A 16,361-nucleotide genomic window follows, 5' to 3' on the forward strand; every position below is an offset into this window, starting at 1 on the left:
CAAAATATGCAGAAAAATCCCTATATTGATATTTACCGCGATAGTCATAAAATTAAACGTGTTTTTAATGCATTAAATGCACTTAGCAAATCCCTAAAAAAACCTCTAAAAATTATGGAAGTGTGTGGCGGACATACGCATACGATTATGAAATACGCGCTACCTGCCTTGCTTCCAGAGAATGTTGAGTTTGTGCATGGACCCGGTTGCCCCGTGTGCGTTATGCCAAAAAACCGCATTGACTGCGCTTACCAAATTGCTAAAATTCAAGATGTGATTTTAGTAACACTAGGAGATATGATAAAAGTTCCCGGAAGTTATGGAAGCTTACAAAATGCTCGTGCTAGTGGGCTTGATGTGCGTTTTGTCTATTCTCCTTTAGATGTGCTAAAAATTGCTAAAGAAAATCCAACTAAGCGCGTGGTGTATTTTGCCATTGGTTTTGAGACAACAACACCCATGAGTGCTGCACTCTTAGAACGTACCATTAACGAAAAGCTAAAAAATATTCTCTTGCACATAAATCATGTTTTAGTGCCGCCACCACTACACGCAATTTTAAGCGCAAAGGATTGTCAAATCAACGCGCTTCTAGCACCATCACATGTAAGCGTTATCACAGGCTCTAAAATCTATGAGCCTTTATTAGAGTGCTACCAGATTCCAATTGTTGTGTGTGGTTTTGAACCTTTAGATGTTGGTGAGAGTTTGCTAAGCATTCTCAAACAAACAATAGAAGGCATTCCAAAGGTAGAAACACAATACGCACGTTCTGTTACAGCAGAAGGAAATCCTAAAGCCCAGCAACTCGTAGAAAAATATTTCACACTAGATTCTAGCTTTTTTTGGCGTGGTTTGGGTGAGATTGCGCACTCTTCTTTGCGACTAAAAGACGAATATGCGCACTATGATGCAAGTGTAGTGCTTAAAGAGTATTTAGGCGGAATCCCAAAAGACGACCATAAAAACTGCCTATGTGGTGAAATTTTAAAAGGAAATAAAAAGCCCTACGATTGCAAACTTTTTAGCAAAGCCTGCAACCCACAAAATCCACTTGGTAGCTGTATGGTAAGTAGCGAAGGTGCTTGTGCAGCGTATTATAGGTATCAAGGAATTAGCGCGTCTTAATGTATCCTTTTTTGTTTGATTGCGCACAAAATTATCTTCAATATCTTACTGCCTTCGATAAAGGATACGAAAAGGTAAAAATTAGAAGTATCAAGCAGGATATTTTTGGATTGTGTGTGCAATTAGAATCCAAACCTAAAAGCTTAGAGACTCTAGCCTTACGCACAAATTTTGAGGAGTATTTGCTAGGAGATAATAAGAGTGAGATTAGTATTTCTGCTTATGATGAGCGCACAAAAACATTACATTTAAATGTAGAATCTAATTTACGCAATACCCTATTTGCACAAAAAGATTCTATTATGCTTATCTCTGATTTGCGCTTTTTAGTTCAAAATATAATCAACTTCTACTCCCAAGAATATCCCCTTTCTCTGCCAAAGAATGCTCCAGATTTTATGCCAGATATTGCCTCTTTACAAGATTTACCAACACCCCCACACGCCGAGCAGTTGCGTGCATTGCATGGAATCTTTTCTAATCCCTTTTGCTATATTTGGGGACCAGCAGGAAGTGGCAAAACAAAAGTTGTGCTACTCTATGCCCTAGCCTTTTATCTTAAACAAGGGCAGAAAATTGCAATTTTAGCACCTACAAATAATGCGTTAGAACAATGCCTAAAGACTCTATTAACTAGCCTAAGAGACATTGGATTAAACACAGATGGAATTTTGCGCTTAGGGTCTCCTACGCAATGCTTTATGGAGAACTTTCCACAAAATTGCGAACAAATTCCTTTAGAGAAAAATGTCTCAAGTAATTTTTATAAAAAATCCCTATCTAAAGCCCAAATTCTTGCAATGACCCTAGATACTTTCTTACATCGCGTAGATTTGCAAACCTTAGATTTTAAGCATTTTTTTATAGATGAAGCCGCTTTTGCACCTTTAATTAAGATTCTACCTTTATGTGCGTTTAATAAGCCAATCACTCTGCTAGGCGACCATAAGCAACTCCAGCCCATTAGTGCCTTAAACCCACAAGACTCTAAAACTCCGCTATGGAATCTCTCAAAATTTTGGAGTTTCTCTGCACTATTTTTGGAATCTTTTTTTAAACTTGGTAAAACATTAAATTCTAAAGACCCCAAAGATACGCCACAAATTTCACATATATTCACTCTTAGCCAAACTTACCGCTATGGTGATAATTTAGCAAAACTCCTAGATAGCTATATCTACAAAAACGGCTTACAAGGACACAAAGCACACACGCATTTATATTACCTTGATATTACAAGCTTACAAAAAATAGAATCCAAAATTGAGCGCACAAATCCCCTTGAAGCAACACTATGTTGCACTCTTGCAAAGGATTTTATAGCAAAAGACTTAGATTTTGCGATTCTTACACCCTTTGTTAATCAAAGGCAACTTATTTTAAAAACAATGCCGCACCTTTATAGCAAGGAATGTGTGCTAACTATCCACGCAGCACAAGGACAAGAATTTGATTATGTGATTTTCTCCCCTGTAATTTTGCATTATCATCTTAATAATTCTAAAAATCAAAGTGCGCTTTTTGCTCTAAATGTAGCACTCTCACGCGCAAGAAAGGAGATTATTATTGTGTGCGATAAAAGTTATTGGCTAAAGTTCAAAGGGCAGTTTTTAAGTGATTTAATCGCAATTGCAAAGCCTTACACACCAATTACTTAAGATTATTCTAATTTTAGGTATAATTTTCACAAAATTTTCAGGAGAATGCAATGCAAAAATACTTAAAAAAAATTTCAGACCCCAAAATTACAGGTGCTTTTAGCAAAAGTGGCTTAGGGCTTGTTGCAATTTTACTAATCACAGGCTGCAATTCAAATGAGCAAAATCAAACACAACAAAGCGGAATCACAGAAGCCACCAAAAAAGGCGCAACCGTTACAATTGAGCAACAGCCCGATGGAAGTTATAAAATTTTAGATGAAGTTCCAAGTGCGCAAACACGCGTTATTTTACGCGAAAAAGATGGCAATGAGCGCATTTTAAGTCAAGAAGAGATTAATAAAATTATTGCTGAAGAATCTAAGAAAATTGATGAAGGCACTTCACAGCTTACAAATCCAACAGGAGGTGGATTATCTCTAGGAGAGACAATTCTAGCAAGTGCAGCAGGGGCGATTCTTGGAAGCTGGATTGGAAGTAAGCTTTTTAATAATCAAAACTTTCAAAACCAACAACGTTCAACTTATAAAACACCTCAAGCTTATGAACGTTCTCAAAATTCCTTTAATCGCTCTAGTGCTACCTCTAACACAGGACGTAGCGGATTTTATTCTCCCAATAACACAGGCACACAAAATCGCTCAAGTAGCACCGGTGGAACAACAAGCAGTTATGGAGGTTAAGTAATGCATATTTTACAAGCACAACCCCTAAGCAATTCTGATTTAGAAGAGTTAGGGTTAGAGTGGCACACAGATACTGATGATACACCTTATGTTAGCAATGAAATCATAGAGGTTAGTGAGCAAGAGGCGCAAGGATTCTACGAAGCAGCAAATACATTATATGATATGTATGTGGAAGCTGGACAATATGTGATTGATAAGAATTTGTTTTTTGAGCTAGGGATTCCTTTTAACCTCATAGAAGCCATTCAAAGAAGTTGGGAAGATGAGGTGCATTGGCATTTGTATGGACGTTTTGACTTTGCAGGAGGCTTAGATGGAATTCCTATTAAGCTTTTGGAATTTAATGCAGATACTCCTACAATGGTTTATGAAAGCTCTATTATCCAATGGGCTTTGCTTAAGAAAAACGGATTTAATGAATCTTTGCAGTTTAATAGCTTATACGAAGCACTAGGAGATAACTTTAAACGCATGATTACACTAGGCGATGATATTTCACGTTTTGAAAGCATTTATGAGGGTTGGAAGATTCTATTTTCTAGTATTGCAGGAAGTATTGAAGAAGAGCGCACAATTAAGCTGCTTGAAGTTATTGCTAAAGAAGTAGGCTTTGGGACGAACTTCTGCTATGCACACCAAGCGCATTTAGATGAACAAAACGGATTAAGTTTTAATGGAGAAAATTATGAATTTTGGTTTAAACTTATCCCTTGGGAGAGTATTGCCATTGATGAACCAGAACTTGCACAACTAATTACTGCAATGATTGCTAATAAAAACACGATTTTTCTAAATCCTGCTTATACCCTTTTGTTTCAAAGCAAAAGAATGCTTAAGATTTTATGGGATTTATTTCCAAATCACCCCCTACTTTTAGAAACTTCTTATGAACTCTTAGAAAAGAGACAAGTCAAAAAGCATGCATTTGGCAGAGAGGGAGAGAGCATAAGCATTCTTGATGCACAAGGCAATCCAATCCACACACGAAGCGGAGACTATGGCAATTATCCAGAAATCTATCAAGAGTTTGCCACACAAAATAGCCACAATGGAGCTTTTTATCAGCCCAATGTTTTTTATGCTTATGAAGCATGTGCTTTAGGATTCCGTAAAGGCGGAGAAATCTTAGATAATATGTCAAAATTCATCGCACATAAAATTAAATAAGGAAAATTATGGAATCTTTAGACAATTTAAACAGCATAAATGATTTTAATATAGCAAAACAAGTCATTCCCGGTGGTGTTAATTCTCCTGTTAGAGCATTTAAAAGCGTAGGTGGCACACCACCTTTTATCACTAAAGGCAATGGCGCATATATCACTGATGTAGATAATAACACCTATATTGATTTTGTGCAAAGCTGGGGACCACTTATTTTTGGGCATTGCGATAAGGATATTGAAAAAGCTGTGATTGAATCAGTTAAAAATGGTCTATCCTTTGGAGCACCAACCCTACTTGAAACTGCACTTGCTAAGGAAGTGATTAGCCTTGTCGATGGAATTGAAAAAATCCGCTTTGTTTCAAGTGGGACAGAAGCAACAATGAGTGCAATCCGCCTTGCTAGAGCATATACAAATAAAGAAGATATTATCAAATTTGAAGGTTGTTATCATGGGCATAGTGATGCACTTTTAGTTTCTGCAGGAAGTGGGTTAGCAACTTTTGGAAATCCTAGCTCACCGGGTGTTCCAAGCGATTTTACAAAGCACACGCTTATAGCAACTTATAATGATTTAAAAAGCGTAGAGTCTTGCATTGCATTAAGCAATTCCAAAGGTAGCGGTGTCGCTTGCATAATCCTAGAACCCATTGCTGGAAATATGGGACTCGTGCCTAGTGAATCGGAGTTTTTAGAGGGCTTAAGATTACTCTGCGATAAACATGGAATCCTCTTAATTTTAGATGAAGTGATGAGCGGCTTTAGAGCCTCACTTAGTGGCTCACAAAGCTTTTATAAAGTATGTGGTGATTTAACAACTTTTGGCAAAGTCATTGGAGGAGGAATGCCTGTTGGAGCATTTGGCGGAAGAGATGATATTATGCGACTCCTCTCCCCTAGTGGTGCAGTCTATCAAGCAGGAACACTAAGTGGCAATCCTGTGGCAATGCATGCAGGACTTGTGGCTTTGCAAAAATTGCGCACAAATCCTACAATTTATCAACATTTAGAATCTCTAGCCTTGCAACTTGTCAAGGGACTGCAAGAGATTTGCACTTCTTTTAAGATTCCGCTACAAACTTGTGTACGTGGAAGTATGTTTGGATTCTTCTTTAATGCAAATCCTGTTAAAAACTTTCAAGACGCACTAAAGAGTGATACAAAAATGTTTGCAGCTTTTCATCAAGGAATGCTAAATGCTGGTGTGTATTTTGCCCCTTCACAATTTGAAACGGGTTTTATTTGCACAACAATGGATTCCAAACTCATTGACGAAGTTTTAGAAAAAGCGCATAAAGTGTTGCTAGAAATCAGCACTCACAGGATTTAAAGGAATCTAAAATGGAATCCAAAATAGATTCTAAAGAAAAAACAACACAAGAAAAAGAATTCAAGCTAAATCCTAACACAATGGAATCCAAAGACGATTCCAACCTAAAAAATACGGAATCTACAATAGACGCGCAAGACTTAGAAAATCCACAAGAACTAAAATACAAAGATGCAGTCCTAGCATATTCTAACGCCACGCTTGGAATTTCAATGGTGCTAGCAGTGCTAATTGGCATTGGCATAGGTTATGGGTTAGAATCACTTTTTAAAATACGTTGGTTGTTTTGGTTGGGCGTTGCTTGGGGGGTGTGTGCTGCAATTTTAAATGTTTATAAAGCTTACAAGAGACAAAAAAAAGAATTTGACACTCTAGCAAATGATCCTAAATATACCTATTCCAAATACGATGAAGACTAAGCTTCTTTTAGTTGCGTTGTGTGGCATTCCCTGTCTTACTTGGATTGCCTTTGGAAGTGGGTTTGCATTAAATTTTTCTTTTGCATTTCTTTCTTTTTTATTTATTGTTTTAGGTGTTTTTTACACACAGAAAAAAAAGATTCTAACCCTCATAAATAACTATTCTAAAGAGGAATTGAGAGCCTTAGCGGAAGCTTATAAAAGCAAACAAGAAAGGTTAGAGGAAGAGGAAGAATATTTTAAGACTATGGAATCCGAAAATAATTCCACTCCAAAAAACACAGAATCCAAAGAAGAAACCCTAGAGATTCCACTAAAAAAACGCAAATTTTGGGATAATTTTAGCACAATCCATGCAAAGACTGGATTTAAAATATTTTTTATGCCTTTGCGTCTTTTAACCTATGGAATCTTAGTTATTGGAATCCTAATTTTAATCCGTCACCAACTTTTTAATATAACTGCCTTTTTTAGCGGTTTAGTGTTTGCAAATATTTTTGTAATTTTAGGGATTGCACTTAGAAAATAAAATTCTAGCTATTGCACTTTTTCCTAACGAGCGATTAAAATTCCTAAATCTTTAACCCTTAAAATTCTAATCTTTTTATCACTCTTGCGTGGTTGCCACCTACAATTACATTTGCGGGAACATCTTTTGTTACCACACTTCCAGCAGCGATAATGGAATTCTCCCCTATGCGCACACCCGGGCAAATCGTGGCATTTATCCCTATCCACACGCGGTTTTCTATCACAATCCCTTTGCAAAAAGTGTTTGTTCGCGCATAAGGATTCAAATCATGATTGATAGTCGTTAGGCACACTTTAGGTCCTATAAACACATCATCACCTATGCTTATGCCTCCCCTATCCATAAAGGTGCAACATTGATTCATAAAAAAGTTCTTACCCACGCTTATATTACGTCCAAAATCCACATAAAAAGGCGGAATAATCCAAGTGCTTTCATCAACTTCTTTATTAATAATCTGCGAGAAAAGCTCTCTTACTTCCTTAGGGCTTAAATCCTGTGTGTTAAGCTTGCGAGTAAGCTTTATGGTGCTTTCTATGATTTCTTTTATTTTGTAAAATTCCTCTTCCTTTGTGCTTACGCATTCTCCGCTTAAATCCCTTTCAAAAATATCCTTATGCCACATTGCTATCCTTTGTTTTATTAAACTTTTAAAATGTAAATTATAAGCCCTATCACTTAGTGTTTGTCAAGCTTTATAATCTACTTAAAGAATACTAAAAGCCTAATAATATTACAATCTATACTTTTGTAATCCCCATGTAAAAGGCTCAAAATGCAAGATTCACAAAACACTTCCAACGCGCAAACTTCAAGCCTAGCACAACTCAAGGCAAATCTCATAGAAGAACTCAAGCAAAGAGTAGAAGATAAAATCATAGAAGAAAACAATGCAGAGCTTTTAGAAAAGCTTATTAAAAACGCCGAAACTAAAGCGGAAGCCCTAAGCATATCCGCACTTGGCACGACTTATAAAAGAACGGGCTTTCATTTTGATAAAAGATTAGAAAAACAGAGCGAGGCTATACATTATTTAGCAAAAGATGAGACTTTAAGCTTTAGAGATTCTAACTCTGTGCTAACTCATAGCTTAATCATAGGTGATAACTACCCCGCCCTTTTAAATCTCCTCATCACTTATAGGCAAAAGGTGAAAGTTATCTACATAGACCCCCCTTATGGCAAAGATGATTTAGGAGAGTTCGCACAGACAAACTATAACAACGCGATTTCAAGGGATAATCTTTTATCCATGCTTTATCCGCGATTAGTTTTAGCTAAAGAATTGCTTAAAGATGATGGTGTGATATTTTGCAGTATAGATGATAGGAATCAAGCCTATGTGAAATGCCTTTTTGATGAAGTGTTTGGGGAGAGGAATTTTGTAAGTAGTTTGGTGTGGCAAAAGAAAAAAGGGGGCAGTCAAGATTCACAGGATTTTGCTAGAGAACACGAGTATATTTTATGCCATAAAAAGTTTTTGTGGCAAATAAATGATATAACACAAGAACAAAATGAAAAAGATTTTAATAAAATTGTCAATGGCAAAAAGGCAAAGATTCTAAAACTTGAGAAATGGGGAATAGGCTCACTGAAAGAAGATGCACCTTCACTTTATTATTCTATAAAAGATACAAATGGTAATGATTTTTATCCTGCCGCACCTAATGGAGTGGAGGGGCGGTGGCGTAAAAAGCCTGAAAATTTAGACAAGGAGCATATCTTTTGGCAAAAAGACTCCAAAGGACGATTAACTCCCTATGAAGTTATTTATTTTGATGAAGTGCAAAATAAAGAAAAAGTGATAAAAACTCGCACAATTTTTACAGAATATGGCACAACAACAGACGCTACAAAAGAAATTCAAGCAATATTTGAAAATAAAGTTTTTGATACTCCTAAACCTATCAATCTAATCAAACACCTCCTTAAAATCTCCACCTCCGCAAATAACACAAACCTAGACAATGCGCAATTATATGGGGGGGGGGGGGGCAGAATGTCCTCATAGCCTAGAATCCAAAGATTCTAACCCCACTTGTCATTCTGAGCGTAGCGAAGAATCTCAAAATCCCCAAAGAGACAACGCAGAGCCTGATATTATTTTAGATTTTTTTGCAGGAAGTGGCACCACCGCCCACGCAGTGCTAGAACTCAATAGAGAAGATGGCGGTAATCGCAAATTTATCTTAGTAACTAATAACGAAAAAACTCCTTTAAATCCCAATGGCATAGCAATAGATGTAACGACTAAGAGATTAAAGCGCATTATGAGCGGGGAATGCTATAACGGGGATACAAACTTCAAGTGGTTAGAGAAAAACAAGCCCTATGGAGATAGCCTAGAAGTAAGCTGGATAAAAGAAATAAGCCCATTTGATAGAGAAATTTTTACAAAAATTGATGAGAGGCTTTATGGCTTAGAAAAATTTAGCAATGCTTGTGAGAAAATACAATGGGTGTGTGAAAACTTTGATTTCACTAGAAAAAGCCTTGAAATGCAAGGGCTTAGTGAGGAGAAATATGAAGCCCAAATCTCTAAGCTAAAGGGTGCAAAATGATACAAGCGGTTAAGGATTTGCAACAAGAAGCAGTAGAGAAGCTGACAGAGAAATTTAAAACTAAAGATACAATCACCTTCCAAGCTCCCACAGGTAGTGGCAAAACAATAATGATGGCAGCGTTTATGAATAAGCTTTTAAAAGAAAATGCAAATATCGTATTTGTGGTATCTAGCCTATCTAAAGGGGGTTTAGGTGAGCAAAACTATAATGCCTTTGTGAAATTTCAAAGCAAATTTACGCATTTAAAGCCATATTTGATAGAGAGCGAAACAGGAAAGGAAGAAAATCTCTTTATCCCCACAGATTATAATGTGTATGTTTTGCCTAGAGATTTGTATAAAAAGGATAGTAAGCTGAAATCGGGGGCTTTTGTGCAATTTTTGCGCGAACTAAAGGGCTTTAGAGGAGATTTTGAGAATCTTACACAAGGAATTAGAGAAAAAGAAATTTATTTAATAAAAGATGAGTGCCATATTGCTACGAATAATTTAGATGAGTTGATTATAAAACACCATAAAACAAATCAGCCAAACAAAAGCAATGAATTTTTTAGCAAAGTGCTAAATGTCTCCGCTACGCCTAAACTTAGTAAAGGACAAATCCCTGATGTGCGTATAAGCGAAGAAGAAGCAGTAAGTGCGAAGCTTATCAAACAGGTAGAATATTTTGAGGAAGAAACATTGCAAGAGGCTTTAGAGAAGTTTATAGAGCTTAAAAAGGATTATGTTGAAAAACTAGGGATTAACCCTTGCTTGATAGTGCAAATTTCTAACAAAGACAAAGCAGAAAATGAGATAAAAAATTTAAAAGAATTGTTTAAAAGTGCGCGTTTTTCACATCTTAAGTGGATGCTTATCGTTGATGAAAGCTCTCAAAAAAATGATAGTAATGATGATTTAAAGGCAAAAAACTTACCTGTAAAAAAATGGAAAAACTACGCAAAAGAGCACACAAGCACTATTGATATTATTATTTTTAAAATGGTGATAAGCGAGGGTTGGGATATACCTAGAGCTTGTATGCTCTATCAAATACGCGATTCTAAATCAAAGCAACTTGATGAGCAAGTCATAGGCAGAGTAAGGCGGAATCCTTGTTTGCTTGAGTTTGAGAATCTAAGCAAGGAAGTGCAAGAACTTGTAAGCAAGGCGTATGTGTATGGTATCAAGCCAAAGAATGAGACAACCATACCTGTGCGCTTAAAAGGCGGCTTACAAGAAGGGCTTTTTACAAATGCGGTGCAAGAGGAATTTTACTTGCATACAACAAGGGTTGAGAGAGTGGGCGAAAGCAAAGGTGTGGGCGAAAAAGGGGCGTTTGATGTAGAGGAAATTTTAAGCCAAGAGAGTGCGTATAAAAACGATGATCTTAGAAAAAATATTTTTGACTTTTATAAAGAGCTTGTAAAAAATCAAGAATTATATAAAGAGTGCGAAAAATATGTTTTAGCGGGAAATGGTGGCGAAGCTTATGAAAGGTGGTTTGCTTTTAATAACAATTTTGAATTGCTAAAAAAGAAATTTTTAGCCGCAATGCTTGATTATGAAAAAAGAATTATAGTAGAGCCTAAAAATAAAGTGCTGCCTTTGGAATCTATCTTGCAAAAAAGCGATTTTAAGAAAGGTGAGATTGATAAATGGATATGGCAAAGCTTGGATAAGAAATTTTATTTTGATAGCGAGGCTGAAAAGGAGTGGCTAGAATTTTTAATAAAGCTTTATGATGAGGAAGCTCCAGAGAATCCAAACAATCAAAAAAGGTTGATAAAAAGCATAGAAATTAACAATGAAAGATTCTATCTTTTTGGCAAGAATTTTCCTTTTAATTCTCAATTGAGATTTGAATACTATTTAGAGGGCTATCATTTTTCTTATCCGGATTTTATTTTAAAAGATTATAAAGATAGAATCCATATTTTTGAGGTAAAAAGCACAAATATTTCCGCCAATCAAAGCATTGATACAAAAGCGTATGAGAATAAAATCGATGCTTTAAAACACGCCTATAAAACCATAAGCAAAAAAACGGGCTATTATTTTTATATCCCTACTAAAAAGGGCGATTCTTGGGTTATGTGGTGCTCTACACCTAATGGAGAAATCAAAAAACCCTTAACCAAAGATATGTTAAAAAGCTTCCTAGCAGATTCTTAAGGCTTAAAGGCATATTAAATACATATTGATTAAAATAATCGCCCAAAAAGCAAAACAAAAAGGCAAATGCGATGATACATAAAGAGAATTTTGAACAAGTGCTTTTATCTTTGGGCTTTACTCCAGCAAATAATGGGGGGGGGGGGGCAATACTCCAAAGATTTTGGGAGTGATTGCACCTTAAAGGTTGATTTTCATCAAAAAAAGCTATTCTACCCACAAAACACGATAAAAAACCCAAACCCAAAAGCCACAGATTCCAAACTCCAGCCAAATGGAATCATTATCCACGATTTAACCACCTGTAACTTCTCTCACCCTGAAAATTTTGTCGTTTTTGAATGCGTGCATAGGCTTTTAGCAAAGGGTTATAAGCCCCAACACATAGAACTAGAACCCAAATGGCAGCTAGGACGCGAGGCAAAAGGCGGCAAGGCAGATATTTTAGTGCGCGATAATCAAGGCGATTCTTATTTATTGATTGAATGCAAAACCACAGATTCCAAAAATAGCGAGTTTAAAAAAGAATGGGCGAAAATGCAGCAAAATGGCGGGCAACTTTTCTCCTACTATCGTCAGGATAAAAACACCAAATTCCTTTGCCTTTACACAAGCACTTTTACAGATAAACTCAGCTATGAAAACTATATTTTAAATATGCAAGATAATGAAACATACCTCCAAAAACACGACTTTAAAGAATCCTACAAAACTGCCAACAACGAAGAGGAGATTTTCAAAGTATGGAACGAAATTTATAAGCAAGATTTTTCACAAATTGGTATTTTTGAGAAAAACATTAACGCCTATGAGATTGGTAAAAACGCCCTATGTTTTGAGGATTTAAAAGAACTCCAATCAACAAGAGAAGATTCTAACAAAAAGCACGAAGATGGCAAATATCACGAGTTTGCGAAGATTTTGCGTAAATACAATATTTCAGGCAAAGAAAACGCTTTTGACAAACTTGTCAATCTTTTCTTATGCAAAATCTATGACGAAACCTACAACAAAACCAACCTCCATTTCATCTACAAAGGCGTGATTGCCGATAGTTTTGAGGAAATGCAAGACAGATTAATGCTCCTTTATAAAAATGCGATGAAAGAATTTTTAAAAGAAGAAATTACCTTTATCGCTGATGAAGATATTGAAAAATCCTTCAATCATCACAGCAAAAATGAAAAAACCTTAAAGAAAGAAATGAAGCATTTTATCAAACAGCTTAAATTTTATTCTAACAATGACTTTGCATTTTTAGAAGTGCATAATGAAGAGCTTTTTTATCAAAATGCGCAAGTGTTAAAAAGCGTGGTAAAACTCTTTGAAAATCTCAAGCTTACCCAAAATCAAACCAATCAATTTCTAGGCAATCTTTTTGAACTCTTTTTACAAAAGGGTATGAAACAAGATGAAGGGCAGTTTTTCACTCCTGTGCAAATTTGTGAATTCATTATCTATTCTTTGCCGCTAGAGAGGCTCTATTCTCACAAGATTCCAAGAGTGCTTGACTACGCGTGCGGGGCGGGACATTTCTTAAACACCTATGCGAATTTCTTAAGAACTTTTATCCCACAAGAAAAGCTACAAGACTATTACAAAAACATCTATGGTATTGAAAAAGAATACCGCTTAAGCAAGGTTGCCAAAGTTTCAAGCTGTATGTATGGGCAAAATGAAGTAACAATCCTCTATGCTGACGCCCTATCAAGCGACACCTTAGCAAACGCCACACAAGGCAAAGTAAAGATTGCAAACAATAGCTTTGATGTGCTTATCACCAACCCTCCTTATAGCGTGCAAGGCTTTTTAGAGACTTTGGACAAAAAGTCAAGGGACACGTATCGTTTGTTTGGCGAAAACCTGAATCTTGAAAGCAACAACGCCATAGAATGCTTTTTCATCGAGAGGGCAAACCAGCTTTTAGATGATGAGGCAAAAGTAGCGATGATACTTCCAAGCTCCATTTTAAACAAAAGTGGAATCTATAAGAGTGCTAGAGAAATTTTGCTAAAAAACTTTGAGCTTATCGCCCTTGTGGAGCTAGGTAGCCAGACCTTTGGAGCCACAGGCACAAATACCATTATCCTTTTTGCGAGTAAAAGACAAACCTATCACCAAAAGGATTTTTCAAAAAAATTCCATGACTTGAACGACAGGCTCACAAGCGAATTTTTACAAGATAATCCCAGCTTTAAAGACAATGGCTATTTTTCTAGCTATTGCGCGTCCCAAAACTACCAAAGGCAAGATTTTTTAGCATTTTTAAGCGGACAAATCCCCCAAGCACTCAAAGAACACAGCCATTTTAAAGAATACCAACACGCCTTTAAGCAAAGCAATGCGTTTAAAAAGCTAAAAGCAAGCAAAGACTATGCAAACAGCGAGGATAAAGAAAGCCTAGAAACTAAGGCATTTTTAGACTTTGCACAAGGCATTGAGAGGGACAAACTGCTCTATTTCGCCCTTGCTATGCAAAATAAGGTGTTAATCATCAAAAGCCCACAAGATAACAAAGACCAAAAGCAATTCTTAGGCTATGAATGGAGCAATCGCAAGGGAGATGAGGGCATAAAGGAGCTTAGCTCTCCTTATGCTACCCCACTTTTTGAACGAGACAACCCAGACAATCCTAACAAGCTAAATTTTTTAATCCAACAAGCTTTTTTAGGAGAATCTCTAAGCATTCCAGAGAGCTTAAGCCCTTATGCAAACTACGCAAGGCTTGTAGATATGCTTGATTTTAGCCGAGTGGAATTTAATAAGGCAATTTCTTTAAATCCTAGTGTTATTTTAAGTGGTCATTCTGAGCGCAGCGAAGAATCTGAATCTAGCCGAAACCTCGACGCAAATCCCTTTAAAAACTCTAAATATGAGTTGGTGAGATTGGGGGAGATAATTTTAGAAAATCCAAAATCTAAAGTAAAAGTCAGCGAAGCCAAAGAAAACACAAAAGGCAAATATCCATTTTATACCAGCGGTTTAAACATTTATCGCTATGATGAAGCCCTAACAAGCGGAGAAAATATTTATTTATCAACGGGCGGAAATGCTATCGTTCAGTTTTACAATGGTGAGAGTGCATATTCTACCGATACTTATGTAATTAAAAGCCAAGATTCTAAAAAGGCTTTGACAAAATTTATTTTTTATATGCTTGAAATTCAAACTTCTTATATTAACGATTTTTTATTTAAAGGAGCAGGATTAAAACATTTACAAAAACCAGAATTTAGAAACCTTAAAATCCCCCTACCGCCCATAGAGATTCAACAACAAATCGTGAGCGAGTGCGAGAAAGTGGAGGAACAGCATAGCACCATAGCAAAAACCATAGAAACATACCAAAGATTAATCAAAGCGGTTTTAGTCAAATGCGGCATTTGTCATTCTGAGGCTTTAGCCGAAGAATCTCAAAGATATTTCGCTAACGCTCAATATGACAATGTGGAAACTCGTCATTCTGAGCGCAGCGAAGAATCCCTTAATAATCTTAATAGAGATATTTCGCATTTTTCAAATGCTCAATATGACAATACCCTTCGTCATTCTGAGCAAAGCGAAGAATCTAAAAGCGAAGAATCCCTAACTCCAATAAACGCCTTCATCATAGAGCTTTTAGCAAATATCGCAGAATTAGAATCCAAACTTGATTGGAGCTTGATTCTAAGTTGTCAAGCCTCCCATTATGAAGCCCAAGAATCCCACTCCTTAAATTGTCATTCTGAGGCGTTAGCCGAAGAATCTAACCCCTTTGGTCATTCTGACCCCCTCTCTTGTCATTCTGAGGCTTTAGCCGAAGAATCTCAAAGATATTTCGCTAACGCTCAATATGACAATGTGGAAACTCGTCATTCTGAGGCGTTAGCCGAAGAATCTAACCCCGCTCGTCATTCTGAGGCGTTAGCCGAAGAATCCCAAAACTTAGAAACTCAAAAATCCTTAAGAGATACTTCGGGCATTGCCCTCAGTATGACAATGAAATCCCAACACGACAATGAATATTCCAATGCAGAAAGCCAACAAGACATTGAAAAACTCAAAGCCCTTTTAGCCTCCCTCCCCACCCCACCAAAAGAGGGCTGGGATTCTGTGAAAATATCACAAATTGCAGAGAAATTATTAGCAGGAGGAGACAAACCAAAAGTTTTTTCACAAACTCAAACGCAAGAATGTCAAATACCTATCTATGCCAATGCAGTAGAGAAAAAAGGACTTTATGGCTATACTGATAAACCTACAATTACGCAAAATGCTTTAACTATTTCAGCAAGAGGAACGATAGGTTATGCAGTTGCGAGATTTGAACCATTTTGCCCCATTGTGCGATTGATTGTTTTGATACCAAATGCAAAGAAAGCGGATTTAAAATTTTTAGAAATTTCTATAAATCATACAAATATCCAAAATAGCGGAGTGAATATTCCACAACTTACCGTGCCTGAATTTTCAAACCTCCAAATCCCCCTCCCTCCTCTAGAATCTCAAGAAAAAATCGTTGCTGTGATTGAAAATATAGAATCCAAAATCACAAATTTAGATGCAGAACTTGAGAATTTAGAAAAACAAAAAGCCATTATCCTTAATGATAGCTTAAACAACGAGAGAGAGAGAGAGAGACGATTCTAAACTTAAATTAATCTTAACTAAAATCACCCTTTGCCTTTCACGTAAAGCCTTTTGGCAGAATGCAAAAAGCTTGGCTTTAGAAAAAAGTGGCATA

At 36.5% G+C, this 16,361-nt stretch carries 11 protein-coding genes and 1 pseudogene; 11 read left to right on the forward strand and 1 reads right to left on the reverse strand.

Features of this window, described 5'->3' with window-relative positions; translation table 11 throughout:
- Window positions 1-6: 6 nt before the first annotated feature.
- The 7 genes from hypD (at window position 7) to K4G57_RS00935 (ending at window position 6,918) form a co-directional block, all read left to right on the forward strand.
- Window positions 7-1,128: a hydrogenase formation protein HypD gene (gene hypD / locus K4G57_RS00905; RefSeq protein ID WP_221531296.1), complete on the forward strand. Its 1,122-nt coding sequence runs from the start codon at window positions 7-9 to the stop codon at window positions 1,126-1,128.
- Window positions 1,128-2,786, forward strand: coding sequence for an AAA domain-containing protein (locus K4G57_RS00910; protein ID WP_221531297.1), 1,659 nt, complete (start codon window positions 1,128-1,130; stop codon window positions 2,784-2,786). The genes hypD and K4G57_RS00910 overlap by 1 nt, the downstream gene beginning before the upstream one ends.
- A 50-nt stretch (window positions 2,787-2,836) precedes the next feature.
- A complete protein-coding gene (locus K4G57_RS00915; protein ID WP_221531298.1) occupies window positions 2,837-3,469 on the forward strand; it encodes a UPF0323 family lipoprotein in 633 nt (210 codons plus the stop codon).
- Window positions 3,470-3,472: 3 nt separating this feature from the next.
- Window positions 3,473-4,642, forward strand: coding sequence for a glutathionylspermidine synthase family protein (locus K4G57_RS00920; protein WP_221531299.1), 1,170 nt, complete (start codon window positions 3,473-3,475; stop codon window positions 4,640-4,642).
- An 8-nt stretch (window positions 4,643-4,650) separates the two neighbouring features.
- Window positions 4,651-5,970 (forward strand): glutamate-1-semialdehyde 2,1-aminomutase, encoded by a 1,320-nt coding sequence (hemL, locus tag K4G57_RS00925; protein WP_221531300.1) that lies wholly within the window; start codon window positions 4,651-4,653, stop codon window positions 5,968-5,970.
- Window positions 5,971-5,981: 11 nt separating this feature from the next.
- A complete protein-coding gene (locus tag K4G57_RS00930; RefSeq protein ID WP_429913075.1) occupies window positions 5,982-6,389 on the forward strand; it encodes an AtpZ/AtpI family protein in 408 nt (135 codons plus the stop codon).
- A 175-nt stretch (window positions 6,390-6,564) separates the two neighbouring features.
- Window positions 6,565-6,918, forward strand: coding sequence for a hypothetical protein (locus tag K4G57_RS00935; RefSeq protein WP_221531301.1), 354 nt, complete (start codon window positions 6,565-6,567; stop codon window positions 6,916-6,918).
- Window positions 6,919-6,976: 58 nt separating this feature from the next.
- Here the strand turns inward: K4G57_RS00935 and K4G57_RS00940 are convergent, their stop codons facing one another.
- Window positions 6,977-7,546 (reverse strand): sugar O-acetyltransferase, encoded by a 570-nt coding sequence (locus K4G57_RS00940; protein ID WP_221531302.1) that lies wholly within the window; start codon window positions 7,544-7,546, stop codon window positions 6,977-6,979.
- 150 nt (window positions 7,547-7,696) lie between these two features.
- Between K4G57_RS00940 and K4G57_RS00945 the strand changes: the two genes are divergently transcribed.
- The 4 genes and pseudogenes from K4G57_RS00945 to K4G57_RS00960 all read left to right on the forward strand — a co-directional run bounded on the left by K4G57_RS00945 (window position 7,697) and on the right by K4G57_RS00960 (window position 16,267).
- Window positions 7,697-8,932, forward strand: coding sequence for a site-specific DNA-methyltransferase (locus K4G57_RS00945; protein WP_221561785.1), 1,236 nt, complete (start codon window positions 7,697-7,699; stop codon window positions 8,930-8,932).
- An 85-nt stretch (window positions 8,933-9,017) separates the two neighbouring features.
- Window positions 9,018-9,116, forward strand: a pseudogene (locus K4G57_RS09000) (DNA methyltransferase); the annotation flags it as partial.
- A gap of 362 nt (window positions 9,117-9,478) precedes the next feature.
- Window positions 9,479-11,638: a DEAD/DEAH box helicase gene (locus K4G57_RS00955; RefSeq protein ID WP_221531304.1), complete on the forward strand. Its 2,160-nt coding sequence runs from the start codon at window positions 9,479-9,481 to the stop codon at window positions 11,636-11,638.
- Between the two features lie 90 nt (window positions 11,639-11,728).
- The gene (locus tag K4G57_RS00960; protein ID WP_221561786.1) at window positions 11,729-16,267 is read left to right on the forward strand and encodes a restriction endonuclease subunit S; all 4,539 of its coding nucleotides are present in this window, start codon (window positions 11,729-11,731) and stop codon (window positions 16,265-16,267) included.
- Window positions 16,268-16,361 lie beyond the last annotated feature (94 nt).

Origin of the sequence: Helicobacter turcicus (assembly GCF_019711685.1) — a bacterium.
GTDB lineage: Bacteria > Campylobacterota > Campylobacteria > Campylobacterales > Helicobacteraceae > Helicobacter_D > Helicobacter_D turcicus.